Raw genomic sequence first — 25,489 nt, 5'->3', positions numbered from 1 at the left:
AAAATAGGAAAAAAAGTGGTAAAAGAAAGTGATATTTTAGTGGTTGGTGGGGGACATGCAGGCATTGAAGCGAGTTTGATTGCTGCCAAAATGGGGGCTAAAACGCATTTAATCACCATGTTGATAGATACGATCGGTTTAGCGAGCTGTAATCCGGCTATTGGGGGCTTGGGTAAAGGGCATTTGACTAAAGAAGTGGATGTTTTAGGGGGGGCTATGGGGATTATTACGGATAATAGCGGTTTGCAATATCGTGTGTTAAACGCTTCTAAAGGGCCGGCGGTTAGGGGGACTAGAGCGCAAATTGATATGGATACTTACCGCATTTTTGCAAGAAATCTTGTTTTAAACACCCCTAATTTGAGCGTCTCTCAAGAAATGACTGAAAGTTTAATCATTGAAAATGATGAGGTAGTGGGCGTAACCACGAACATTAATAACACTTACAGAGCTAAAAAAGTGATCATCACCACAGGCACTTTTTTAAAAGGGGTAGTCCATATTGGCGAGCACCAAAACCAAAACGGGCGCTTTGGGGAAAACGCTTCTAATTCTTTAGCCTTGAATTTAAGAGAGCTTGGCTTTAAGGTGGAGAGGTTAAAAACCGGCACTTGCCCTAGAGTGGCTGGTAAAAGCATTAACTTTGAAGGTTTAGAAGAGCATTTTGGGGACACAAACCCCCCTTATTTTAGCTATAAAACCAAAAATTTTAACCCCACCCAACTCTCTTGTTTCATCACTTACACTAACCCTACCACCCATCAAATCATTAGGGATAATTTCCACCGAGCCCCCCTTTTTAGCGGTCAAATTGAAGGCATAGGCCCTAGGTATTGCCCCAGCATTGAAGATAAAATCAACCGCTTTAGCGAAAAAGAACGCCACCAGCTGTTTTTAGAGCCTCAAACCATTCATAAAAGCGAATATTATATCAACGGCTTAAGCACTTCTTTACCCCTAGATGTGCAAGAAGAGACCATTCATTCTATCAAAGGCTTAGAAAACGCCCTCATCACGCGCTATGGCTATGCGATAGAGTATGATTTTATCCAACCTACGGAATTAACCCACACTTTAGAAACCAAAAAAATCAAGGGGCTTTATTTAGCCGGACAAATCAATGGGACTACGGGCTATGAAGAAGCAGCAGCTCAAGGGCTTATGGCTGGAATTAATGCGGTGTTAGCCCTAAAGAATCAAGCCCCCTTTATTTTAAAGCGTAATGAAGCCTATATCGGCGTTTTAATTGATGATTTAGTCACTAAAGGCACGAATGAGCCTTATAGAATGTTTACAAGCCGAGCCGAATACCGCTTGCTTTTAAGAGAAGATAACACGCTCTTTAGATTAGGCGAACATGCCTATCATTTAGGGCTTATGGAACAGGATTTTTATAAGGAATTGAAAAAAGACAAACAAGAGATACAAGAAAACTTGAAACGCCTTAAAGAATGCGTCCTTACCCCTAGTAAAGAAGCGTTAAAACGCTTAAGCGAATTAGACGAAAACCCTATCAATGACAAGATCAATGGCGTTGACCTTTTAGCGCGCGATAGTTTTAGCTTGGAAAAAATGCGATCCTTTTTTAGCTTTTTAGCCCCTTTGAGTGAGCGGGTTTTAGAGCAAATCAAAATTGAATGCAAGTATAATATTTATATTGAAAAGCAACACGAAAATATCGCTAAAATGGATAGCATGCTCAAGGTTTCTATCCCTAAAGATTTTGTGTTTAAAGGCATTCCAGGCCTTAGTTTAGAAGCGGTAGAAAAGTTAGAAAAATTCCGCCCTAAAAGCCTTTTTGAAGCTTCAGAAATCAGTGGGATCACCCCAGCGAATTTAGATGTTTTGCATCTATACATTCATTTGAGAAAAAACTCTTAAAGGATTTTTAATGAACGCTTTAGGAATCACTCAAAAGCTCATCAGCTACCCTACTATCACGCCCAAAGAGTGCGGTATTTTTGAATACATTAAATCGCTTTTTCCTAGTTTTGAAGTCCTAGAATGTGAAAAAAATGGCGTGAAAAACCTTTTTTTATACCGAGTTTTTAACCCCCCCAAAGAACATACAGAAAAAAAGCATGCAAAAGAAAAAGTCAAGCCCTTGCATTTTTGCTTTGCGGGGCATATTGATGTCGTGCCTGCTGGCAATCATTGGCAAAGCGATCCCTTTAAACCTACCATTAAAGAGGGGTTTTTATACGGTCGTGGGGCGCAAGACATGAAAGGGGGCGTGGGGGCGTTTTTGAGCGCGAGTTTAAAATGTAACCCTAAAACCCCTTTCATGCTTTCTATTTTACTCACAAGCGATGAAGAAGGGCCAGGCGTTTTTGGCACTAATCTTATGCTAGAAAAGCTCAAAGAAAAAGATTTACTGCCTAATATGGTTATTGTCGCTGAACCCACTTGCGAAAAAATCTTAGGCGATAGCATTAAAATAGGCCGAAGAGGTTCTATTAATGGCAAACTCGTTTTAAAAGGCGTTCAAGGGCATGTGGCTTACCCAAAAAAATGTCAAAACCCCATTGATACGCTCGCTTCCATTTTACCCTTAATTTCAGGAATCAATTTAGATGATGGCGATGAATATTTTGACCCTTCAAAATTGGTTATCACCAATTTGCATGCAGGGTTAGGGGCGAATAATGTTACTCCAGGGAGCGTAGAAATTGTATTTAATGCACGCCATTCTTTAAAGACCACCAAAGAAAGTTTGAAAGAGTATTTAGAAAAGGTTTTAAAAGATTTGTCTTACACTTTAGAATTAGAGCCAAGCAGTTCGCCTTTCATCACCTCTTCTCATTCAAAACTCATCAGTGTTTTAAAAGAAAATATTTTAAAAACATGCCACACCACCCCCCTTTTAAACACCAAAGGCGGCACGAGCGATGCACGATTTTTTAGCGCTTATGGTATAGAAGTGGTGGAATTTGGCGTTATCAACGACAGGATCCATGCCATTGATGAAAGGGTGAGCTTGAAAGAATTAGAGCTTTTAGAAAAAGTGTTTTTAGGGGTTTTAGAGGGCTTGAGCAAAAAATAGATGGGACATTGGAGTTAATAAGGTTTTAATCACAAATCAAGGCATAGAAAAAGATGAAAAGCGAGCGATAGAAAACTTTAAAAAAGGTTGCAAGTCAAGAGTTAAAGAAGCATACAACACTCTCAAACCACTAAAAATAAAATTTTAGCCCCAATAAAGTCAAGCTAAACACTGTGTTTAGCTAGCTTTGATGCTTTTTAGTGTTTGAATGAAAGCAACCCCACAAGCTGATCTTTTTAATTAAAGGCTTTTATCACGCTCATTCACCTCAAACGCTAAAGGCGTTTTTAGACTTGTGTTTAAAGGGTTTAAAGCAGTTCTGTTTAAACCCCTAAAAAAGAGTTTTTCCCCCTACAACGCTTTCAATAGCACGCTGTTTAAACGCTCATTAAAGCTTTTGGCATCTTTTAAAGCCCCCTTTTCTAAAAGCTTTGCCCCATCATAAAGCAACCAAATAAAAGCGCTCAACTGCTCTTTATCTTCGCATTTTAAGAGTTTTTGTAAAATCGCATGGTTAGGGTTTAATTCCAAAGTTTTTTTGCTTTCAGGCATATTTTGACCCATTTGACGCATCAAATTAGCCATCATCGCATTTTGTTCATCACCTATTAAAGCCACCGCTGAAGTGAGATGGCTAGAAAGCTCCACGCCCTTAATCTCATCTTTAAGATTTTCTTCAAACGCCTTTATTAAATCTTTAAACTGGTTTTTCACCTCATCATTGATTTCTTCTAAACCAAGCTCTTTCAAGCTCTCGCTATGGCTAGCGTCTCTAAAAGGCATTTTGTCGTATTCATTCACGCTTGGCATCACAAACGCATCAATTTCATCGCTCAATAACAAGACATCATAGCCTTTTTGAGCGTATTTTTCTAAAATCGGGGACGCCTTTAGTAAATCCAATTTTTCGCCTAAAAGGTAGTAAATGCTTTTTTGATTTTCTTTTAGATTCTCTTTGTATTCTTTTAAAGAAATCAATTTTTCTTTGTCTTTAGAATAGAATCTTAACAATTCTAATAGTTTTTCTTTGTTTTCAAAATCCCCATACAAGCCTTCTTTTAACACTTTCCCAAAAGGCTCATAGAATTTATGGTAATTTTCATTATCCTTGCTTAATTTTTCAATCTCGCCTAAAATCTTTTTCACTGAAGCAGAACGGATATTGGCTAAAATCTTGTTTTGCTGTAAGATTTCACGACTCACATTCAAGGGTAAATCTTCGCTATCAATCACGCCTTTAATAAACCTCAAATAAGACGGCAGTAATTCTTTGTCATCATCAGTGATAAACACCCTTTTAACATAGAGTTTGACCCCACTTTTATAATCCACCCTAAACATGTCAAAGGGCGCAACGCTAGGGATGTAAAAAAGCGTTGTGTATTCTAAAGAGCCTTCCACTTTATTGTGGATATAGCTCAAAGGCTCGCTGTTATCATGTGCAAATGATTTATAAAACTCTTTGTAATCTTTGTCTTCCAATTCGCTTTTATTCATTTTCCATAAAGCACTCGCTTGATTGATTTGCTCGCATTTTTCTTCTTTAACTTCTTTTTTATGATCCCCTTCGCCTTCCATTTTCGTATCGGTGTAAGTTAAAAAAATAGGGAAAGGGATATGCTCAGAATACTTTTTAACAATGCTATCAATCTCCCAACGGCTCGCAAAATTAGCGTCTTCATCTTTTAAGAAGAGGGTGATTTCTGTGCCTTGCTCATCTTTGATACATTCATTGATTTCAAACTTACCCTTACCATCGCTCACCCATGCATAAGCTTGCTCGCTAGTTACTTTTTTGGTTTGAACGACAATTTTACTCGCTACCATAAACGCTGAATAAAAGCCCACGCCAAATTGACCAATTAAAGCGCTATCTTTTTTCTTATCCCCACTCAAAGCGCTTAAAAAACTTTTAGTGCCTGATTTAGCGATCGTGCCTAAATGCTCGATCAAATCGTTTTTATCCATGCCTATACCATTATCTTTAATGGTTAAGGTTTTTTTCTGGCTATCAAAACTCAAATGAATGCTAGGCGTGATCTTTAGCCCTTTTAATTTCTCATCGGTTAGCATTAAATAATTAAGCTTATCCAAAGCGTCGCTCGCATTAGAAATCAACTCCCTTAAAAAAATCTCTTTATTAGAATACAAAGAGTGGATCATCAAATCCAAAAGCTGGTTGATTTCAGTTTGAAAGGTGTATTCTTGATTAGACATTGACTTTTCCTTAGATAAAATTTTTAAGATTATACAATAAAAGCGTGTTTAAATAGTTGCTTGCATTTCTGTGGATCTGTCTTTTGCAAAAGCCGGATAATCAGCTAAAATAAGCGTTTTATTTTAAGGAAACAAAGGGATTGAATGGCTTTTAAGGTGGTGCAAATTTGTGGGGGGCTTGGGAATCAAATGTTTCAATACGCTTTTGCGAAAAGTTTGCAAAAACACCTTAAAATACCTGTATTATTAGATGTTACTTCTTTTAATTCTGGTAACCGCAAACTGCAATTAGAACTTTTTCCTATTGATTTACCCTATGCAAGCGCTAAAGAAATCGCTACCGCTAAAATGCAACACCTCCCCAAGCTAGTAAGAGACACGCTCAAACGCTTGGGTTTTGACAGAGTGAGCCAAGAAATCGTGTTTGAATACGAGCCTAAGTTGTTAAAACCAAACCGCTTGACTTATATCCATGGCTATTTCCAAGATCCACGATATTTTGATGATATATCCCCTTTAATCAAGCAAACCTTCACGCTACCCCCAAAAATAATAAAAATAAAAGAAGAAGCATACCAACGCAAGCTTTCTTTGATTTTAGCCTCTAAAAATAGCGTGTTTGTGCATATAAGAAGAGGGGATTATGTGGGGATTGGCTGTCATCTTGGTATTGATTATCAAAAAAAGGCTGTTGAGTATATGGCAAAGCATGTGCCAAACATGGAGCTTTTTGTGTTTTGTGAGGATTTAGAATTCACGCAAAACCTTGATCTTGGCTACCCTTTTATGGACATGACCACTAGAGATAAAGAAGAAGAGGCATACTGGGATATGGCGCTTATGCAATCATGTAAGCATGGCGTCATCGCTAATAGCACTTATAGCTGGTGGGCGGCTTATTTGATAAACAATCCAAAAAAAATCATCATTGGCCCTAAACACTGGCTTTTTGGGCATGAAAATATCCTTTGTGAGGATTGGGTGAAAATAGAATCTCATTTTGAGATAAAATCCGAAAAGTATAACGCTTAAGCCCACTCAAAAAGGGTCTATTGGATTCAAATCTTTGATTTTGGATCGGATTTCTTTATAGCGAGCGTCTAATTCTATTTTTCTATTTATTGATATTTTAATAAATTCGCTTTCTTTTTCTATACCGATAAATTTTCTCTTCAAAAGATTGGCCGCAATGCCTGTGGTGGAACTCCCGCTAAAAGGATCGCCAATGAGAGAATTTTCATTACTCGCCATTAAAAGCAAGCGCACAAGTAACGCAAGCGGTTTTTGAGTGGGGTGCTTGCCGTTTGTTTTTTCCCAAGGTGCGATAGCCGGGAAGCTCCATACATCACGCATTTGTTTATCGCTATTGATCTTTTTTAAAACCTCATAGTTAAAAACATGCTTGTGTTTGTGGCTTTTCCTCGCCCAAATGATTTGCTCGGCTGAATGCGTCAAATAACGGCAACTAAAATTAGGGGGAGGGTTGGTTTTTTGCCAAGTGATGAGGTTTAAAATCTTAAAATCCAATTTTTGTAAAATGCACCCCAAAGAAAAAAGATTGTGGTAAGTCCCGCTGATTAAAAGACTCCCTGTATTTTTTAAAGCTTTTTTAGCGTTGTTTATCCACTGATAATTAAACTCATCCATATCATTAATCCTCTCTTCTTTATCCCAATCGCCTTTATTGACGCTCACAATTTTACCGCTCTGTATACTTAAACCATCATTAGAAAGGAAATAAGGCGGATCGGCAAAAATCAAATCAAAAGCGTTTTCAAATAGGGGCAAAACCTCATTGCAATCCCCATGATAAAGGGTGAAAAGCTTGTCTGCACTTTCAAAAATGGGGTGTGGGGTTTGATTAGAATAAGGCAAATGGCTTTTTACTCCCCCTACTCTGCTTTAATGCCTTTGTCTTCAATGTATTTTTGCATCTTTTCATCACCTTCCACTGTATCAAAACCAAACATCGCCATTGGTTTATTAAATCCTACTTCAATTTGCCCGTTAATCTTTTCCATAAAAGGTTTAAAATCCTCCGGACTTTGTTCTATAAGCATGTTAAGTGTGGGTATATCAATCTCTTTTTCTTTAGCTGGCAACAAGATTTTGGAGTTTGAAACCTCAGATTCTAGCTTGATGATCCCTATACCAAAGCTTTGGTTGAGCCGCCTTAATTCGCCCAAAACTTCATCTTCAATCTCTTCAAAAACCACCAAATACTCCTCATTAGCCCAACTGGAATTGCTCACCGCTTGGAAATAGCTCGGTTTTAGATTGGAAAAATTAAGCTTGATTTTAAGCTCAAACGAAAAAAGCTTGTGTCTTTTTTGCCTAGTATGGTGTAAAAACTCCAAAGTTTCTTTTTCGTATTTATTATAGGGAAAATATTCATCATAGGGAAAATACACGCCCACGATGTCAGGATAATTCCACCGAGTCTTACCTGCAGAGATTTTTTTACATTTTTGATGGCAGATGGTTTTGCATAGGAGATTGAAATCTGGATTTTCGTGAAGGAATTTCACAAGCAATGGGTGCAAGTCTCTCTCCTTAAAAAGAGGTTTTTTGTTTTTCTGTTGCATTTAAACATTCGCTCTCTGTATCATTTTCTTCTTTTACATTTAGGGTTTCTTGTGGGGGAAATTCTCTTTCACGAGATTTGAGCCAATAGAAAAAGGTTCTTCCTTTTTTGTTTGCAACATAAAATTGCTTCTTGTCGTTAGGAATGTCGTGTTCGCCAAGCTGACTTCCAAGTGTGCGATCAGGTGTTTCTCCTATGCTTGAAAGTTCCTTATCCAATCCCATTCCACAAGCTCTCTCCCAAATTTCTTTAGCGCTCAAAGGCCTTTCTGCTTGTTCTAAAACTTTTTTACCTAATTCTTTGTAAGTCATGTTCTTTCTTTTTTATTATTAATGAAAATAATTATACTCAAAATGTTTGAAAATACCACAGCGGATTGATAGGGTTTAGGTTGGGTGTCTCTCTTCACCCAACCTAATATTATATTTGTAAAATCTGTAAAAGGAGTGTCGTAAAAGGAATGCCTAGAAACTATAGTGTCTCATCAATACATTCTAAATAAAAAGTTTTTAAAGGCAAAAAGGCTGGCGGACAGGGAGGGATTCGAACCCTCGGTAACCTTGACGGCTACGCATCCTTAGCAGGGATGTGGTTTCAGCCAACTCACCCACCTGTCCTTGTAAAAAGTAGAATTATAGTAAAAATAAGTTAAAATAAACCTTAAACTTTAATGGTTTCTAAACAAAACTAAGGGCTTTTATATTACAATCTTAATCTGCAAACTAAAATAAACTTTTAAGGATACACATGCAATACGCACTATTATTTCCAGGGCAAGGCTCGCAATGTATAGGAATGGGGAAATCATTCTATGATAGCTACACTCTGGCTAGAGAATTGTTTGAAAAGGCTTCTAACACGCTTAAAGTGGATATGAAAAAAACGCTTTTTGAAGAAAATGATCTTTTAAAAGAGAGTGCTTACACCCAGCCTGCCATTTATTTAGTGAGCTATATCGCTTATCAATTGCTTAACAAACAAATAGAAGGGGGGTTAAAACCCGTTTTTGCTCTGGGGCATTCGCTTGGCGAAGTGAGTGCGGTGTCTTTGAGTGGGGCGTTAGATTTTGAAAAAGCCCTTAAGCTCACGCACCAAAGAGGCAAAATGATGCAAGAAGCGTGCACAAACAAAGATGTGTCCATGATGGTCGTTTTGGGCGTTTCTGAAGAAAGCCTTTTAAGTCTGTGTCAAAGAACCAAGAATGTGTGGTGCGCGAATTTTAATGGTGGCATGCAAGTGGTTTTAGCCGGGATTAAAAACGATCTGAAAGCCTTAGAGCCGACTTTAAAAGACATGGGGGCCAAAAGAGTGGTTTTTTTAGAAATGAGCGTGGCGAGCCATTGCCCTTTTTTAGAACCTATGGTTTTTAAATTCCAGGAATTGCTAGAAAAAAGCTTGAAAGATAAATTTAATTTTGAAATCATCTCCAATGCGATTAACGAAGCGTATCAAAACAAAGCAAAAGCCGTTGAATTATTGAGCTTGCAACTCACTCAGCCGGTGCGTTATCAAGATTGCGTGAAGTCTAATAATGATAGAGTGGATGTGTTTTTTGAATTAGGCTGTGGGAGTGTGTTAAAAGGGCTTAACAAGCGCTTGAGCAACAAGCCCACCATAAGCATAGGGGATAATAAGGGGCTTGATGAAGCGGTTGAATTTTTAGAAGAATATGTGTGATTGAGGAAAAAGTGGTGCAAAAAATTGGCATTTTAGGGGCAATGAGAGAAGAAATAACCCCCATCTTAGAATTGTTTGGCGTGGATTTTGAAGAGATTTCTTTAGGGGGGAATGTTTTCCATAAAGGCGTTTATAATGATAAAGAAATCGTTGTCGCTTATAGCAAAATTGGCAAGGTGCATTCCACTTTAACCACGACGAGCATGATTTTAGCGTTTGGCGTTCAAAAGGTGCTTTTTAGTGGGGTAGCTGGGAGTTTGATTAAGGATTTAAAAATCAATGATTTGTTGGTGGCTCAACAATTAGTCCAGCATGATGTGGATTTGAGCGCGTTTGATCACCCTTTAGGGTTTATCCCAGAAAGCGCGATTTTTATTGAAACGAGTAAAGATTTAAACGCCCTAGCTAAAAAAATCGCTAACGAGCAAAATATTACGCTCAAAGAAGGCATCATCGCATCAGGCGATCAGTTTGTGCATAGCAAGGAAAGAAAAGAGTTTTTAACTAGCGAGTTTAAGGCGAGTGCGGTGGAAATGGAAGGGGCGAGCGTGGCGCTTGTGTGCCAAAAATTTGGCGTGCCATGTTGTGTTTTAAGGAGCATTAGCGATAACGCCGATGAAAAAGCCGATATTAGCTTTGATGCATTTTTAGAAAAAAGCGCTAAAACTTCAGCGAAATTCTTAAAAAGCATGGTAGATGAGCTTTAAGGTTGGTTTTCATCAAACATAAATACTCAAAGCTTTTTAATTTTTTTAAAAATAGGGATTTTTAACTTTATTCTTTATAGTAAAACTCATTTCCTTAAGGGGATAGGGGGTATTTTGAAATAACTCTCCCCCTTAAAACCCCCCCTGACCCAAGAAGACCGCTTTTTTAATAAATTATCGCTTGATTAAAATCAAGCTCTTTATTATTTTATTGTAAAAAATGCTTTTGAGCATTTTTTTAACTCCATTAAATAGAGCCAAATTCCAATAATATAATCAGAATTTAAGCTATTTTTAAATAAAATAACAAAGGAATAGGTGTATCTTATCTTATAGATCTTATAGACCTAGCTTGTTAAAAGCATGGGTTTTATTTTATGGAGTGTTCAATGAAAAAGAAAGCTAACGAAGAAAAAGCCCCCAAAAGAGCTAAAACAGAAGCCAAAGAGGGCAAAATCAAAGAGAACAAACCCAAAGAAACTAGAATTAAAGAAACCAAAGTTAAAGAAACCAAGCCGACTAAAAAGCCCAGCTTCAATGAAGAATTAGAAGAATTATTCGCTAATTCCTTGAGCGATTGCGTTTCCTATGAGTCTATCATTCAAATCAGCACGAAAGTCCCCACTCTAGCCCAAATCAAAAAAATCAAAGAATTGTGCCAAAAATACCAAAAGAAATTAGTCAGCTCTTCAGAATACGCTAAAAAACTCAACGCAATCGATCGGATCAAAAACACCGAAGAAAAGCAAAAAGTTTTAGATGAAGAGTTAGAAGATGGCTATGACTTTTTGAAAGAAAAAGAATTTTTGGAATGGAGCAGGAGCGATAGTCCGGTGCGCGTGTATTTGCGTGAAATGGGGAATATTGATCTTTTGAAAAAAGAAGAAGAAATTGAATTGAGCAAGCAAATCCGCTTAGGTGAAGACATTATTTTAGATGCGATTTGCTCGGTGCCGTATTTGATTGATTTCATTTATGCATATAAAGACGCTTTAATCAATCGCGAAAGAAGAGTCAAAGAGCTTTTTAGGAGCTTTGATGATGACGATGGAAATGATGAAAATAGTGTGAGCGATTCTAAAAAAAATGATGACAATGAAGAGGACGAAGAAAATGAAGAGGAAAAAAAAGTCGTTTCTGAAAGAAATAAAAAGCGCGTAGAAAAAGTTCAAGAGAGTTTTAAAGCCCTAGACAAGGCTAAAAAAGAATGGCTTAAAGCCCTTGAAGCCCCTGTTGATGAAAAAGAAGACGAGCTGGTGCGTTTATTGACTTTAGCGCACAAACGCCAAACGCTTAAAGACAGACTCTATGATTTAGAGCCTACTAGCAAGCTCATTAACGAATTGGTCAAAACGATGGAAACCACTTTAAAAAGCGGCGATGGGTTTGAAAAAGAATTGAAACGCTTGGAATACAAATTGCCTTTATTCAACGACACTTTGATCGCAAACCATCAAAAGATTTTGTCCAATATCACCAACATGACTAAAGAAGACATTATCGCTCAAGTGCCTGAAACGACTATGGTGAGCGTGTATATGGATCTCAAAAAACTCTTTTTGACTAAAGAAGCGAGTGAAGAAGGCTTTGATTTAGACCCTAACAAACTTAAAGAAATTTTAGAGCAAATCAAAAGAGGGAAATTGATTTCCGATCGCGCTAAAAACAAAATGGCTAAATCTAATTTAAGATTAGTAGTGAGCATCGCTAAACGATTCACGAGCAGAGGTTTGCCGTTTTTGGATTTGATCCAAGAGGGTAATATCGGCTTGATGAAAGCGGTGGATAAGTTTGAATATGAAAAGGGCTTTAAGTTTTCCACTTATGCGACTTGGTGGATCAAACAAGCTATCAGCAGAGCCATAGCCGATCAAGCCCGTACCATCCGCATTCCCATCCACATGATTGACACGATCAATCGCATCAATAAAGTCATGCGCAAACACATGCAAGAAAACGGCAAAGAGCCTGATTTGGAAGTGGTGGCTGAAGAAGTGGGGCTTTCGTTAGACAAAGTGAAAAATGTGATCAAAGTGACTAAAGAGCCTATCAGTTTAGAAACCCCAGTCGGCAATGATGATGATGGTAAATTTGGGGATTTTGTAGAAGACAAGAATATCGTAAGCTCCATTGATCACATCATGCGAGAGGATTTAAAAGTGCAGATTGAAGGCGTTTTGGATCAGTTGAACGAGCGAGAAAAAGCGGTGATCCGCATGCGTTTTGGGCTTTTAGACGATGAGAGCGATCGAACTTTAGAAGAAATTGGCAAGGAATTGAATGTCACCAGAGAAAGGGTGCGCCAGATTGAAAGCTCTGCGATTAAAAAATTGAGAAGTCCGCAATATGGACGCATTTTAAGAAACTATTTGCGCATTTGATTTAAGGTTTTTCTAAAGCATGCGTTATTTTGTTTTGGCTTTCTTGTTTTTGTTTACAAGTTGCGTGAATAAGAATTTCACGCTCAAAGATTTATCCTTATCCCAAAACGCTTCAAACTATCTTGCAAACTCTCAAAATGGTAGTAATAATGGCAATAGTGGTAACAATATTGACCCCCAGGCGTTAAGAGAGAGTTTAAAAGAGAGCTATCTCAAGGCGTGGTATTCCCCATGGCAAGATATGGAAGTCAAACGCAATAAAAAAGAAGTGTTTTGGATCCTTAAAGAGATGAATAGATCCACTGGTTATGGCGAAGATCTAAAGCCCAATGCAAAGGCTTTCAACGACGCGCTCATTAAAAGCATGGACATTGTGCATTATCCGAGCGCTAAAATTAAAGCCGTTGTAGTGCGAGATAGCGATGTGAGAGCCGTGCCCACTAACAAGCCTTATTACCGCTCTCAAAAAGGCTATCCCTTTGATAGGTATCAAAATTCCTTGATTTTTCAAGGCACACCGGTTTTGATCACGCATTTCAACACGGATAAAACTTATGCTCACATTCAAAGCAGTTTTGTTTATGGTTGGATTAAAGTTAGCGATTTGGCTTATATGCGTGATAAAGATATAAAATTTTTAACCCAACTTAAAAATTATGTCATGCCTATAAGAGATAAAATCCCCCTTTATACGGAGTATGGGAATTTTTACACGCAAGCGAGAGTGGGCGAATTGTTTCCCATCATCCCTAAAGATCAAAATCTGCCCAAGCGAGAAAAACAAGGGGAGCAAAAAAAACAAAAGAAACAAGAAAAAGAGTCCTTAAAAGTCTATGGCTTTTTAAAAGACTCTCAAGGCTATGCAACCTTACAAAGCGTGATCTTAAATGAAAAAGATTTTTTTGTTTTCCCCAAAGCGTTTAATGGCGAAAACATGGCGTATTTTATAAACACCATGCTAGGGCAAAAATACGGCTGGGGAGGGACATTGGGTAATAGGGATTGCTCGGCTTTCACTAGAGATAGTTTTGCTAATTTTGGCATTTTGCTCCCTAGAAATTCCTATGCACAAAGCCGTTATGCAAACAATTATGTGGATTTAAGCTCCATGAAAGCCAAAGAAAAAGAAGATTATATCCTTAAAAACGCCACGCCTTTTGGCACGCTTTTATATTTAAAAGGGCATATCATGCTTTATTTGGGCGAACGAGACCATCAAGCCATCGTCGCTCACAGCATTTGGTCATTGCAAACCCAAAAGCATTTTAAAACCTTGATCCATAACATAGGGGGCGTGGTGATCACTTCGTTATGGCTAGCTAGAGAGCATAATGGGGCGTTTTCTAAAAAGAAATTATTGATTGACAGAGTGCTTGGAATGAGCGATTTAAAAGATCTCATGCTCAAAACTTCAAGCCCTTTAAACGCGAATTGATTTTCTTATATTATGATTGCAATTTATCAATTTAAAATTTTGGAGAAAGACAATGAGTATGGAATTTGATGCCGTTATTATCGGGGGTGGGGTTTCAGGGTGTGCGACCTTTTATACTTTGAGTGAATACAGCTCCTTAAAGCGCGTGGCTATTGTGGAAAAATGCTCTAAATTAGCTCAAATTAGCTCCAGCGCTAAAGCTAATTCGCAAACCATCCATGATGGTTCTATTGAAACGAACTACACTCCTGAAAAAGCCAAAAAAGTGCGTTTGAGCGCTTATAAAACCAGGCAATACGCTTTGAATAAAGGCTTGCAAAACAAGGCGATTTTTGAAACCCAAAAAATGGCTATTGGCGTGGGCGATGAAGAATGCGAGTTTATGAAAAAACGCTACGAGTCCTTTAAAGAAATTTTTGTGGGGTTAGAGGAATTTGACAAACAAACGATTAAGGAATTAGAACCCAATGTGATTTTGGGGGCTAATGGCATAGACAGGCATGAAAGCATCATTGGGCATGGCTTTAGGAAGGATTGGAGCACGATGAATTACGCGAAGTTGAGCGAAAACTTTGTAGAAGAAGCCTTAAAATTAAAGCCCAACAACCAGGTGTTTTTAAACTTCAAAGTGAAAAAGATTGAAAAACGCAACGACACTTATGCACTCATTTCAGAAGACGCTGAAGAAGTGTATGCTAAATTCGTGTTAGTCAACGCTGGATCTTACGCTTTGCCTTTGGCTCAAAGCATGGGCTATGGCTTGGATTTAGGGTGCTTGCCTGTGGCGGGCAGTTTTTATTTTGTGCCGGATTTATTGAAGGGTAAGGTTTATACCGTTCAAAACCCCAAACTCCCTTTTGCGGCCGTGCATGGCGACCCTGATGCAATCATTAAAGGCAAAACGCGAATCGGACCCACCGCTTTAGCGATGCCTAAATTAGAGCGCAACAAATGTTGGCTTAAGGGCATTAGTCTGGAATTATTGAAAATGGATTTGAATAAAGATGTGTTTAAGATTGCATTTGATTTGATGAGCGATAAAGAAATCCGTAATTATGTGCTTAAAAACATGGTTTTTGAATTGCCTGTTATTGGTAAAAGGGAGTTTTTAAAAGACGCTCAAAAAATCATCCCCTCTCTTAGCCTAGAAGATTTGGAATACGCCCATGGTTTTGGCGAAGTGCGCCCACAAGTTTTAGACAAAACCAAGCGAAAACTAGAATTAGGCGAAAAAAAGATTTGCACCCATAAAGGCATTACTTTTAACATGACCCCTTCTCCAGGCGCGACAAGTTGCTTACAAAACGCCCTTGTGGATTCCCAAGAAATCGTTGCGTATTTGGGCGAAAGCTTTGAATTAGAACGATTTTATAAAGATTTATCTCCAGAAGAGTTGGAAAGTTAAAATGCAAGAAGGACAAGAAGCCCAAGAAATCGCTAGAAAAGCCGTTAAAATTGTCTTTTTTTTAGGGCTTGTGGTGGTGCTTTTGATGATGATAAACCTTTACATGCTTATCAATCAAATCAATGCGAGCGCTCAAATGAGCCAAAAAATCAAAAAAATAGAAGAAAGACTCAATCAAGGGCAACAATAGGGGCTTTGGTTTATTAAGCAGTAACGAAAGTTTTGTTTTAAAATAGGGTTTTTTAAATTTAATTTTTATAGTAAAAACTCATTCCCTTAAGGGGTATTTTGAAATAATTCTCCCTACAACCCCCAACTAAAAACCCCCTAACCCAAGAAGACCGCTTAAGAAACTATCACTTGTTATGCAAACTCTTTATTATACTCAACTTTAAACTTTCCTTAAATTCAGCAATATTTAAGTTTATTTTCTTATAATAGTCGCTTTAATTTTATCAAAGGATTCTTATGACAAAGACTGCTAAAGTCAGTGACATCGTTCGTGATTGGGTCGTTTTGGACGCTAAGGACAAAGTTTTTGGCCGCTTGATCACTGAAATCGCCGTGCTTTTAAGAGGGAAACACCGCCCTTTTTACACCCCAAATGTGGATTGTGGGGATTTTGTAGTCGTTATCAATGCCAATAAGGTTAAATTTTCAGGCATGAAATTAGAAGATAAAGAGTATTTCACCCATTCAGGCTATTTTGGCAGCACCAAGAGTAAAACTCTCCAAGAAATGCTAGAAAAAACCCCTGAAAAGCTCTACCATTTAGCCGTTAGGGGCATGCTCCCTAAAACGAAATTAGGGAAAGCGATGATTAAAAAACTCAAAGTTTATTGTGATGATAAGCACCCTCACACCGCACAAACTAGCAAAAAGGACGCTAAATGAGAAAAATCTATGCTACCGGTAAAAGAAAAACGGCTATCGCTAAAGTGTGGCTCACTCCGGGTAAAGGCGAATTGAGTATCAATGAGCAAAGCCTAAACCAATGGTTAGGTGGGCATGAAGCCATTAAAATGAAAGTCATGCAACCCTTACTTTTAACCAAACAAGAGCAATCCGTGGATATTAAAGCGGTGGTTTTTGGTGGAGGGTATTCTGCACAAGCGGAAGCCTTAAGGCATGGCATTTCTAAAGCCTTGAACGCTTATGATATTGTTTTTAGAGCCATTTTAAAACCTAAAGGCTTGCTCACTAGGGATTCAAGGGTGGTCGAGCGCAAAAAATATGGTAAAAGAAAGGCCAGAAGAAGCCCGCAATTCTCTAAAAGATAATTTCTTTTACTCCCCTTTTTGGGGGGGCTTTGGCTCTCTCTTATTTTATTTATTTTATTCTTTTCTCTTTTCTCATTTTATTAAAGTTTCAAAATAATGTATAATGATCATTCGTTATTGAATCAGTTGTAAAAGGCAAGGGCGATGAAATCTACAAAAATTGGTTTTAAAATTGTCATAATGGTGTGTGCGGTTGTTGTTGCTATTAGTGCTATTATGGGCGTTATTATCAACTACAAGGTTGAAAGCGTGTTGCAACACCAAGCCACGGAATTGTTGCAAAAAGAAGCCCGACTGACTGGTTTTAAAATTCAAGGCATTATGAAGCGCATTTTTATTGGCGTTAATACCCTTGAAAAATTTCTAAGCGATGAAAACGGCTCTGTCAATGACGCTCTAAAAAGGCGCTTGCTCTCTGAATTTTTACTCGCAAACCCTCATGTGCTATTGATTAGCGCTATTTATACGAAGGACAATGAGCGGGTCATCACTGCGATGAATACCCGTTCAAAAATCCTTTATCCTAGCATCGCACTCAATCCAAACATGACCAATCAAGCCAAATCGCTCAAAGAGGCGACCCACTCAGACCCCTATTATAAAGAGATCAACGGCGATAAAATCTATGGCATGGATATTACTCTTCCTTTAATGGATAAAAATCAAAATTCTATGGGCGCGTTAAACCTCTTTTTAAACATTGATGCCTTTTATACAGATATAGTAGGCACAAGTAAAAGTAACACCTTTTTAATGGGGAAAGACGGTAGGCTTTTAATCAACCCCAATCATGAGATCCAAAGTAAAATTTTGAGCGCTATCAATCCGGATAAACGAGTGGCTAAAGCCGTAGAATATTATGACAAAAACGAAGCAGGCACTTTGAGTTACCATTCATTGAGCGGGAATACAGAAACCTTTTTAGCCATACAGCCCTTTGATTTTTTTGAAGAAAAAGGGGATAACAGCCATCATTGGCGTTGGGCTATTGGGAAATACATCAATAAGTCTTTAGTGTTTGAAGAAGCGACAAACACCAGATACATTATTATCACCACTTTGATTTTAGGCGTGTTGGTATTAGCTTTTTTAGTCTTTGTCATTATTTCCAATCTTGTCACCAAACGCATCAATGTGGTCAATAACACCCTAAATGATTTTTTCAACCTGCTCAATAACCCTAAAAATAATCATGCCATAAGCTTAACACCCCCAAACGCCTATGATGAAATCGGTCATATGCAAGCTTCTATCAATGAAAATATCCTTAAAACTCAAGAAAGCATTCAAGCCGATAATGAAGCGATTCAAAACAGCCTTGAAGTGGCTAATTTTGTGGAAAGTGGGGATTTCACCCAAGAAATCGCATGCGTGCCTAAAAACAAAGACTTGCAAGCCTTAAGAAACACGATTAATAGCATTATTCAGTATTTTCGCAACCAAATTGGCGCTAACATAGAAGCTTTAAATAACGCCCTAGAGCATTATAAAAATTTGGATTTTACCCACCATATCCAAGACCCTAAAGCCAACATGGAAAAAGCGCTCAACACTTTAGGGCAAGAAATTTCTAGCATGCTTAAAGCTTCTTTAGGGTTTGCTAACACGCTCAATAATGAATCCAAAGACTTAAAAACTTGCGTGGATAATTTGACCAAAACCGCCCACAAGCAAGAAAGAAGCTTGCAAAACACCACTAAATCCTTAGAAGAAATCACTAATATCATTACAACGATTGATTCTAAAAGCCAAGAGATGATCTCTCAAGGCGAAGACATTAAAAGCGTGGTGGATATGATTAGAGACATCGCCGATCAAACGAATTTATTAGCCCTAAATGCTGCTATTGAAGCCGCAAGAGCCGGCGAGCATGGGAGAGGCTTTGCGGTGGTGGCTGATGAAGTGCGAAAGCTCGCTGAAAGGACGCAAAAATCGCTCAGTGAAATTGAAGCGAATATTAATATTCTTGTTCAAAGCATCGCCGATAACGCTGAATCCATTAAAATGCAAAATAAGGGCGTGGAAAATATCCACCGCTCCATTAACGCCTTGCAACAAGATGTGCAAGATAATTTGACTATCGCTAACCATTCTTTACAAGTCAGCGATAAAATTGATGGGATCTCCCAAGATATTTTAGAAGATGTGGGTAAAAAGAAGTTTTAATTCCAAAAATGGTGGGTTAAGCTTTATTTTATCGTTTTAGATTTATTTTATTATCAAAATCACAAGAGAATATCATTTTAAATTTTATGATAAAAATCATAAGAGAATAAAGGGCGTTTTAAAACTTCTCCCCCTACAGCCCCTTTTTAAAATCCCCCTAACTCCAAAAACCTCTTTTAAAAGCGGTTATCGCTTGGATTCAAATCAAGCCCTTTTATAAGATTATAAAAAACGCTTTTTCTAGCGTTTTTTAAATTTTGTTATCAATTCCCCATATCGCCCATATCGCCCATGTCACCCATATCATCGCTACCACCCATATCATCGCTACCACCCATATCATCGCTACCACCCATATCATCGCTACCACCCATATCATCGCTACCACCCATATCATCGTTGTCCCCCATATCACCAGAATCGCCATTACCCATGTCGTTTGTGCCACTCATGTCGTCATTCATGTCATCGTTCATGTTGCTTGAATCGTCGTTGGTATCATTGGAGCTATCGTTCATGTTATTCGAATCATCAGCGTTATTATCGTTCATGTTATTCGAATCATCAGCGTTATTATCGTTCATGTCGTTCGCATCAGTGTTATTGGTATCGTCGGTATTATCCATGCCGTTGGTGTTTTTATCGTCGGTGTCGTTAGCGTTGCTGTTATCGTTAGCATCAATGTTAGTGTTATCATCTTTATTGTCAGTGTCGCTCCCCTTTGTGTCAGCGGCGCCATCGGTTTTAATATCCGTGGGGTTGTTAGGGTTTATGAGCGCGTTATTTCCCTTGTCTTTGTCATCATCTGTGTGCATATTGTCTGCATCATTGATGGGCGTTTGAATGGGGTTATTCGCCAAATCGTCTGCATTGTCTCTATCATCGCCATCAATTTTCAAACTCCCATCTAAATAGTTTCCTACCACATCGCTGCTATGGCTTAATTGTTGCACACTGTCTAGCGCTTTATCCACTTGAGCTTGTTGCTCGCTTGAAAGCCCTTTTTGAGAGTCTTTTAAGCTGCTATCTAGTTGATTAAGGTTATTATCCAGCTTGTCTCTAACTTCCATAGCTTTATTAACAACTGCATCAATCTTGCTAGGGCTCGCCCCATCTTGCTTCATTTCTCTGATTTGCCCCACTAAATGGTCCAGCTCTTTGGCTTGAGAAGTGATCGCATTGACGCTTTTAGCGGGCATGGCATTAGTTTTAAAAAGCGCGTTGTCTTTGAGCGTATGGCCATTGTCTAAATTGATTAGGGCATGGTTTAAGCGGTTGGTTTGAATATCTTTACTGAATTTAGGATCACGATAAAAGCTCATGAGATCGGTTGGTTGTTGGGATTTATCATCAGTAGGTGCATTCAACTGGTTGTCATCCTCATGCTCCAAGCTTTCTTCGTTGTCTATTGCATACATGTAATCTTCTAACATCAAGTAATCTTGAACCTGTGCCATGAAAAACATGCTAGGGTAAAAGCCATACAATCCATCAAAAAATCCCCCATACAAACCGCCATACATGCCATACATACCCATCCCATACATGCCATAATAAGGGTTATAGTAATTCATGGGGTTGTAGTAATCATTCTTGTAATAAGGACTTTGGACTTTTTGGCTTTCTTGTTGCTTTTTGAGATACGCCGTGACCACACTCAAATTAGCGAGCATTTTTTGAGCCGTTTTTTGATCTTTTAAAGAAACGCCTAAAGGGATATAAATACCGGTGCGGTAACTGTAAAAAGAATCCCTAGCGATGATCTTAAGGTAGTATTGCAAATCTTTTTGCAATTTTAAAGCCTGTTTTAAACGTGCATGCATTCCTAAAGTCCCCAATAAATTAGAGCCAAAACGCATTTTTTCCACCAATGCACTGAATTTTTTCGCATCGCCATTAGCCGCATTAATATAATTTAAAGCGGTAGCCCCCCACTCTTTAGTGTTGCTTTGATACCCCCCAATATCCACCGCTTTAGAGACTAAATCCCCTTTTAATTGCGCATCTTTTAAATCAAACAACGCCTTATTCACGCTTATAGCGTTTAGGCTAATGGTTATCATCAAAAATATTTTTATAATCTTCATCTATAACCTTAAAATATCTCTTATGAGCATTATAGACTATTTTTAGAAACCTAAACGGGATTTTAAAAAAATGGGTTTTTTAACTTTATTTGATTATCTTAGTGGGGATTTTATTCAAACTGGCTTTGAGCATGAGCGATTAAAGGGTTGATCACTTCATCTAAATTCCCTGAAAGCATGATTTCTTCTAAACTATATAAAGTTAAATTGATTCTATGCTCGCTCAAGCGGTTTTGCGGGTAATTGTAGGTACGGATCCTTTCGCTCCTATCCCCACTGCCGACTTGCTCTTTTCTGTCTTTAGCGTTAGCGAGTTGTTGCTCTTCAATTTGTTTTTCATAAAGGCGTGCTTTTAAGATTTTTAGGGCTTTGTCCTTGTTTTTATGCTGCGATTTTTCATCTTGCATGCTCACGCTGATATTAGTGGGGAGATGCGTGATGCGAACCGCAGAGTCTGTGGTATTGACGCATTGCCCCCCATGCCCACCAGCACGAAACACTTCAATCTTTAAATCGCTAGGATTGATAGAAATTTCCACATCATCTACTTCAGGCATGATCGCTACCGTGATAGCGGAAGTGTGGATACGCCCTTGAGATTCTGTCTCAGGGACTCTTTGGACTCTGTGCGTGCCTGCTTCAAATTTGAGCCTTGAATACACGCCCTTGCCCTTAATCAAAGCGATGATTTCTTTATAGCCCCCTACGCTATTTTCACTAGAGCTCACAATCTCTACTTTCCACTTTTTCAAATCTGCATAACGGCAATACGCCTTAAACAAATCCCCTACAAAAATGCCCGCTTCATCGCCCCCTGTACCAGCTCTTAATTCTAAATAGATATTTTTATCGTCATTAGGATCTTTGGGGATAAGGAGTTGCTTAATCGTAGTTTCTAGCTCGCTTTTTTTAATTTCTAAAATTTTCAATTCTTCTTTGGCGAGTTCGCTCAATTCTTTGTCTTCTAAAAGCTCTTTATTTTCTTTGATATTTTCTAAAACGCTCAAATACTCTTTACTCGCCACTGAAATTTCTTCAATAGAGCTTTGCTCTTTGCTCAATTCAGTGAGTTTTTTAATATCATTAATTACTTCAGCACTAGAGAGTAAGGCTGTGAGTTCGTCGTATCGTTTGAGAATGGAAGAAAGCTTTTCGGCTAGAATGGACATGCAAGACTACCTATAAAATTAAAAAAAAAGATGCAACAACCTAAAAAACGCAAAACTTAAAAAGAAGCCCAATAATAAAATTTCATTATGAGCTAAAGGAGTTAAACCACCCTTCAAACTAAGCGAGAGCGATTTTTTTCACTGAAGCGTTAAGCCTTGAAACTTTCCTAGAAGCGGTGTTTTTCTTTAAAATACCCTTGCTGACAAATTTATGCAACTCCTTATTAGCGATCTTCAAACGCTCTTGAGCTTTTTCGACATCATTGACAGCGACCGCTTCACGCACGGCTTTAATGATATTTTTAATTTTGGTTTTATAGAACCTATTTCTTTCGGTTCTTTTAATGGTCTGTCTGATTCGTTTTTCTGCGGACTTATGATTTGCCATAGCCTTGTTTTAATCCCTTTGTAATGTAAAATTTGGCATAATCCTATCTAAAAATTGATTAAAAATAGTTTAAAAGGTCTTTTAATAACGATGAAAATTTTTGGAACTGATGGCGTGAGAGGTAGAGCAGGGGTGAAACTCACCCCCATGTTTGTGATGCGTTTAGGGATTGCTGCAGGATTGTATTTTAAAAAACATTCTAAAACCGATAAAATTTTAATTGGTAAAGACACTAGAAAAAGCGGCTACATGGTAGAAAACGCTCTAGTGAGTGCACTCACTTCCATAGGCTATAATGTGATCCAAATAGGACCTATGCCTACCCCTGCAATTGCGTTTTTAACTGAAGACATGCGCTGTGATGCAGGCATTATGATAAGCGCGAGCCATAACCCTTTTGAAGACAATGGTATTAAGTTTTTCAATTCTTATGGCTATAAACTTAAAGAAGAAGAAGAAAGAGCGATTGAAGAAATCTTTCATAATGAAGAGTTATTGCATTCTAGTTATAAAGTAGGCGAGAGCGTTGGCAACGCTAAAAGGATAGACGATGTCATAGGGCGTTATATCGTGCATTTAAAACACTCTTTCCCTAAACATTTAAACTTACAGAGTTTAAGGATCGTGTTAGATACGGCTAATGGCGCAGCTTATAAGGTGGCTCCGGTCGTCTTTAGCGAGCTTGGGGCTGATGTGTTAGTGATCAATGATGAGCCTAATGGGTGTAATATCAATGAGCAATGCGGAGCTTTACACCCTAACCAATTGAGCCAAGAAGTGAAAAAATACCGCGCGGATCTAGGCTTTGCTTTTGATGGCGATGCTGACAGGCTAGTGGTGGTGGATAATTTAGGGAATATCGTGCATGGGGACAAGCTTTTAGGGGTGTTAGGGGTTTATCAAAAATCTAAAAACGCCCTTTCTTCTCAAGCGATTGTCGCTACTAATATGAGTAATTTAGCCCTTAAAGAATATTTAAAATCCCAAGATTTAGAATTAAAGCATTGCACGATTGGGGATAAATTTGTGAGCGAATGCATGCAATTGAATAAAGCCAATTTTGGAGGCGAGCAAAGCGGGCATATTATTTTTAGCGATTACGCTAAAACCGGCGATGGCTTGGTGTGTGCCTTGCAAGTGAGTGCATTAGTGTTAGAAAGCAAACTTGCAAGCTCTGTCGCTCTAAACCCCTTTGAATTATACCCCCAAAGCTTGGTGAATTTGGATATTCAAAAAAAGCTTCCTTTAGAAAGCTTGAAAGGTTATAGCGCTCTTTTAAAAGAATTAGACAAACTAGAGATCCGCCATTTAATCCGTTATAGCGGCACTGAAAACAAACTGCGAATCCTTTTAGAAGCTAAAGATGAAAAATTACTAGAATTAAAAATGCAAGAATTAAAAGAGTTTTTTGAAGGGCATTTGTGCTAAAAACCACCCAAACAAGCCTGTTTATTTTTATAGGGGTTTTTCTCCTTATTTTTGGCACAGATCAAGCGATCAAATACGCTATTTTAGAGGGGTTTCGCTATGAGAGTTCTATTATAGATATTGTTTTAGTGTTCAATAAGGGCGTGGCATTTTCGCTGCTTAGTTTTTTAGAGGGGAGTTTAAAATACTTGCAAATCCTTTTAATTTTAGGGCTTTTTATCTTTTTAATGCGCCAAATTGAGCTTTTTAAAGCCCATACGATAGAGTTTGGCATGGTGTTTGGTGCTGGGGTTTCTAATATTTTGGATAGGTTTGTGCATGGGGGCGTTGTGGATTATGTGTATTATCATTATGGATTTGATTTTGCTATTTTTAATTTCGCCGATGTGATGATAGATGTGGGCGTGGGCGTTTTATTAATAAGACAATTCTTTTTTAAGCAAAAACAAAACAAAATTAAGGCATAATCGCCCTTTTTAACAAAAGGTCGCGTAGCTCAGTTGGTAGAGCACTACCTTGACATGGTAGTGGTCGCTGGTTCAAGTCCAGTCGTGGCCACCATTATTACATTACTCCAATTTTAATTCTCATTTTGCAAATTTTTGATTGCCTCTAAAATGATATTCAAAAATCGTTAAACACGCTAAAATAACGCCCTTAAAAGATAACACTAATTTGTTACAAATAACATTCAATGATAATCACTTTTGTTAATCTTAGTTAATTGAAAATGGCTACAATCACTCCAACCTTGATGCTTATGTCTTCAAGGAAAACACTTTAAGAATGAGGAGAAGGAGAGATGAAACTCACCCCAAAAGAGTTAGACAAGTTGATGCTCCATTATGCTGGAGAGTTGGCTAAAAAACGCAAAGAAAGAGGTATTAAGCTCAACTATGTAGAAGCGGTAGCTTTGATTAGTGCTCATGTTATGGAAGAAGCGAGAGCTGGTAAAAAAAGTGCGGCTGAATTGATGCAAGAAGGGCGCACTCTTTTAAAACCCGATGATGTGATGGATGGTGTGGCAAGCATGATCCATGAAGTGGGAATTGAAGCGATGTTTCCTGATGGGACAAAACTCGTAACTGTGCACACCCCTATTGAATCCAAAGGTAAGTTAGTGCCTGGTGAATTGTTCTTAAAAAATGAAGACATCACTATCAACGAAGGCAAACAAGCCATTAGCGTGAAAGTTAAAAATGTGGGCGATAGACCCGTTCAAATCGGCTCTCACTTCCATTTCTTTGAAGTGAATAGATGCTTAGACTTTGACAGAGAAAAAGCTTTCGGTAAGCGATTAGATATTGCGAGTGGGACAGCGGTAAGGTTTGAGCCTGGCGAAGAAAAATCCGTAGAATTGATTGACATTGGCGGCAACAGAAGGATCTTTGGATTTAACGCATTGGTTGATAGGCAAGCAGACAATGAAAGCAAAAAAATTGCTTTACACAGAGCGAAAGAGCGTGGTTTTCACGGCGCTAAAAGCGATGACAACTATGTAAAAACCATTAAGGAGTAAGAC

Annotated in this window: 20 protein-coding genes, 2 tRNA genes and 1 pseudogene; 16 read left to right on the top strand and 7 right to left on the bottom strand. The window is 38.2% G+C overall.

Annotation, left to right across the window (positions count from 1 at the left end; translation table 11 throughout):
- Positions 1–15: 15 nt before the first annotated feature.
- Together mnmG and dapE are read left to right on the top strand one after the other, a co-directional pair.
- Positions 16–1,881: a tRNA uridine-5-carboxymethylaminomethyl(34) synthesis enzyme MnmG gene (gene mnmG / locus DYI00_RS00195; protein ID WP_104709243.1), complete on the top strand. Its 1,866-nt coding sequence runs from the start codon at positions 16–18 to the stop codon at positions 1,879–1,881.
- 10 nt (positions 1,882–1,891) lie between these two features.
- Positions 1,892–3,043, top strand: coding sequence for a succinyl-diaminopimelate desuccinylase (gene dapE / locus DYI00_RS00190; protein ID WP_104709244.1), 1,152 nt, complete (start codon positions 1,892–1,894; stop codon positions 3,041–3,043).
- 351 nt (positions 3,044–3,394) lie between these two features.
- On the opposite strand, the gene htpG is transcribed toward dapE, so the two are convergent.
- Positions 3,395–5,260 carry a molecular chaperone HtpG gene (gene htpG / locus DYI00_RS00185; RefSeq protein WP_104709245.1) on the bottom strand — a complete coding sequence of 622 codons (1,866 nt, stop codon included), beginning with the start codon at positions 5,258–5,260 and terminating at the stop codon, positions 3,395–3,397.
- 144 nt (positions 5,261–5,404) lie between these two features.
- On the opposite strand from htpG, the gene DYI00_RS00180 reads away from it, so the two are divergent.
- Positions 5,405–6,292 (top strand): alpha-1,2-fucosyltransferase, encoded by an 888-nt coding sequence (locus DYI00_RS00180; RefSeq protein ID WP_104709246.1) that lies wholly within the window; start codon positions 5,405–5,407, stop codon positions 6,290–6,292.
- A gap of 6 nt (positions 6,293–6,298) precedes the next feature.
- Here the strand turns inward: DYI00_RS00180 and DYI00_RS00175 are convergent, their stop codons facing one another.
- From DYI00_RS00175 to DYI00_RS00165, 3 genes and pseudogenes are all read right to left on the bottom strand, one after another.
- The gene (locus tag DYI00_RS00175) at positions 6,299–7,135 is read right to left on the bottom strand and encodes a DNA-methyltransferase (RefSeq protein ID WP_104709247.1); all 837 of its coding nucleotides are present in this window, start codon (positions 7,133–7,135) and stop codon (positions 6,299–6,301) included.
- 17 nt (positions 7,136–7,152) lie between these two features.
- Positions 7,153–8,155 (bottom strand): annotated as a pseudogene (locus DYI00_RS00170) (HTH domain-containing protein).
- Positions 8,156–8,369: 214 nt separating this feature from the next.
- Positions 8,370–8,461 (bottom strand) — tRNA-Ser (locus DYI00_RS00165).
- Between the two features lie 130 nt (positions 8,462–8,591).
- Between DYI00_RS00165 and fabD the strand changes: the two genes are divergently transcribed.
- The 9 genes from fabD to DYI00_RS00120 all read left to right on the top strand — a co-directional run bounded on the left by fabD (position 8,592) and on the right by DYI00_RS00120 (position 18,895).
- Complete coding sequence (fabD, locus tag DYI00_RS00160) at positions 8,592–9,521, top strand: ACP S-malonyltransferase (protein WP_104709248.1); 930 nt, start codon at positions 8,592–8,594, stop codon at positions 9,519–9,521.
- 11 nt (positions 9,522–9,532) lie between these two features.
- Complete coding sequence (locus DYI00_RS00155; RefSeq protein ID WP_104709253.1) at positions 9,533–10,228, top strand: 5'-methylthioadenosine/adenosylhomocysteine nucleosidase; 696 nt, start codon at positions 9,533–9,535, stop codon at positions 10,226–10,228.
- Between the two features lie 389 nt (positions 10,229–10,617).
- Positions 10,618–12,609 (top strand): RNA polymerase sigma factor RpoD, encoded by a 1,992-nt coding sequence (rpoD, locus tag DYI00_RS00150; protein WP_104709249.1) that lies wholly within the window; start codon positions 10,618–10,620, stop codon positions 12,607–12,609.
- 19 nt (positions 12,610–12,628) lie between these two features.
- Positions 12,629–14,044: a C40 family peptidase gene (locus tag DYI00_RS00145; RefSeq protein WP_011578325.1), complete on the top strand. Its 1,416-nt coding sequence runs from the start codon at positions 12,629–12,631 to the stop codon at positions 14,042–14,044.
- 52 nt (positions 14,045–14,096) lie between these two features.
- Entirely contained in the window at positions 14,097–15,449 is a 1,353-nt protein-coding gene (locus DYI00_RS00140; RefSeq protein ID WP_104687692.1) for an FAD-dependent oxidoreductase, read from the top strand.
- A 1-nt stretch (position 15,450) separates the two neighbouring features.
- Positions 15,451–15,639: a DUF5408 family protein gene (locus DYI00_RS00135; RefSeq protein ID WP_011578327.1), complete on the top strand. Its 189-nt coding sequence runs from the start codon at positions 15,451–15,453 to the stop codon at positions 15,637–15,639.
- A 278-nt stretch (positions 15,640–15,917) separates the two neighbouring features.
- Positions 15,918–16,343 (top strand): 50S ribosomal protein L13, encoded by a 426-nt coding sequence (gene rplM / locus DYI00_RS00130; protein WP_104687693.1) that lies wholly within the window; start codon positions 15,918–15,920, stop codon positions 16,341–16,343.
- Entirely contained in the window at positions 16,340–16,729 is a 390-nt protein-coding gene (gene rpsI, locus DYI00_RS00125) for a 30S ribosomal protein S9 (protein WP_011578329.1), read from the top strand. Before rplM ends, rpsI begins: the two co-directional genes overlap by 4 nt.
- A 144-nt stretch (positions 16,730–16,873) precedes the next feature.
- Positions 16,874–18,895 carry a methyl-accepting chemotaxis protein gene (locus tag DYI00_RS00120; protein WP_104709250.1) on the top strand — a complete coding sequence of 674 codons (2,022 nt, stop codon included), beginning with the start codon at positions 16,874–16,876 and terminating at the stop codon, positions 18,893–18,895.
- Between the two features lie 263 nt (positions 18,896–19,158).
- On the opposite strand, the gene DYI00_RS00115 is transcribed toward DYI00_RS00120, so the two are convergent.
- The 3 genes from DYI00_RS00115 to rpsT form a co-directional block, all read right to left on the bottom strand.
- Positions 19,159–20,982, bottom strand: coding sequence for a dentin sialophosphopreproprotein (locus DYI00_RS00115; protein ID WP_104709251.1), 1,824 nt, complete (start codon positions 20,980–20,982; stop codon positions 19,159–19,161).
- A 110-nt stretch (positions 20,983–21,092) separates the two neighbouring features.
- The gene (gene prfA / locus DYI00_RS00110; protein WP_011578332.1) at positions 21,093–22,151 is read right to left on the bottom strand and encodes a peptide chain release factor 1; all 1,059 of its coding nucleotides are present in this window, start codon (positions 22,149–22,151) and stop codon (positions 21,093–21,095) included.
- A 118-nt stretch (positions 22,152–22,269) separates the two neighbouring features.
- Positions 22,270–22,539 carry a 30S ribosomal protein S20 gene (gene rpsT, locus DYI00_RS00105; RefSeq protein ID WP_001273618.1) on the bottom strand — a complete coding sequence of 90 codons (270 nt, stop codon included), beginning with the start codon at positions 22,537–22,539 and terminating at the stop codon, positions 22,270–22,272.
- A 90-nt stretch (positions 22,540–22,629) separates the two neighbouring features.
- Here rpsT and glmM point away from each other — a divergent pair, with 90 nt between their 5' ends.
- The 4 genes from glmM (at position 22,630) to ureA (ending at position 25,486) form a co-directional block, all read left to right on the top strand.
- Positions 22,630–23,967, top strand: a complete 1,338-nt coding sequence (glmM, locus tag DYI00_RS00100; protein WP_011578333.1) for a phosphoglucosamine mutase — start codon at positions 22,630–22,632, stop codon at positions 23,965–23,967.
- Positions 23,961–24,434 carry a signal peptidase II gene (gene lspA / locus DYI00_RS00095; RefSeq protein ID WP_011578334.1) on the top strand — a complete coding sequence of 158 codons (474 nt, stop codon included), beginning with the start codon at positions 23,961–23,963 and terminating at the stop codon, positions 24,432–24,434. The genes glmM and lspA overlap by 7 nt, the downstream gene beginning before the upstream one ends.
- Before the next feature lie 18 nt (positions 24,435–24,452).
- Positions 24,453–24,528: transfer RNA gene (locus tag DYI00_RS00090), tRNA-Val, on the top strand.
- 241 nt (positions 24,529–24,769) lie between these two features.
- Positions 24,770–25,486, top strand: a complete 717-nt coding sequence (ureA, locus tag DYI00_RS00085) for an urease subunit alpha (protein ID WP_011578335.1) — start codon at positions 24,770–24,772, stop codon at positions 25,484–25,486.
- The last annotated feature ends 3 nt before the right edge of the window (positions 25,487–25,489 follow it).

Origin of the sequence: Helicobacter acinonychis (genome assembly GCF_900461455.1) — a bacterium.
Lineage (GTDB): Bacteria > Campylobacterota > Campylobacteria > Campylobacterales > Helicobacteraceae > Helicobacter > Helicobacter acinonychis.
This window is presented reverse-complemented; position numbering and strand designations above follow the sequence as displayed.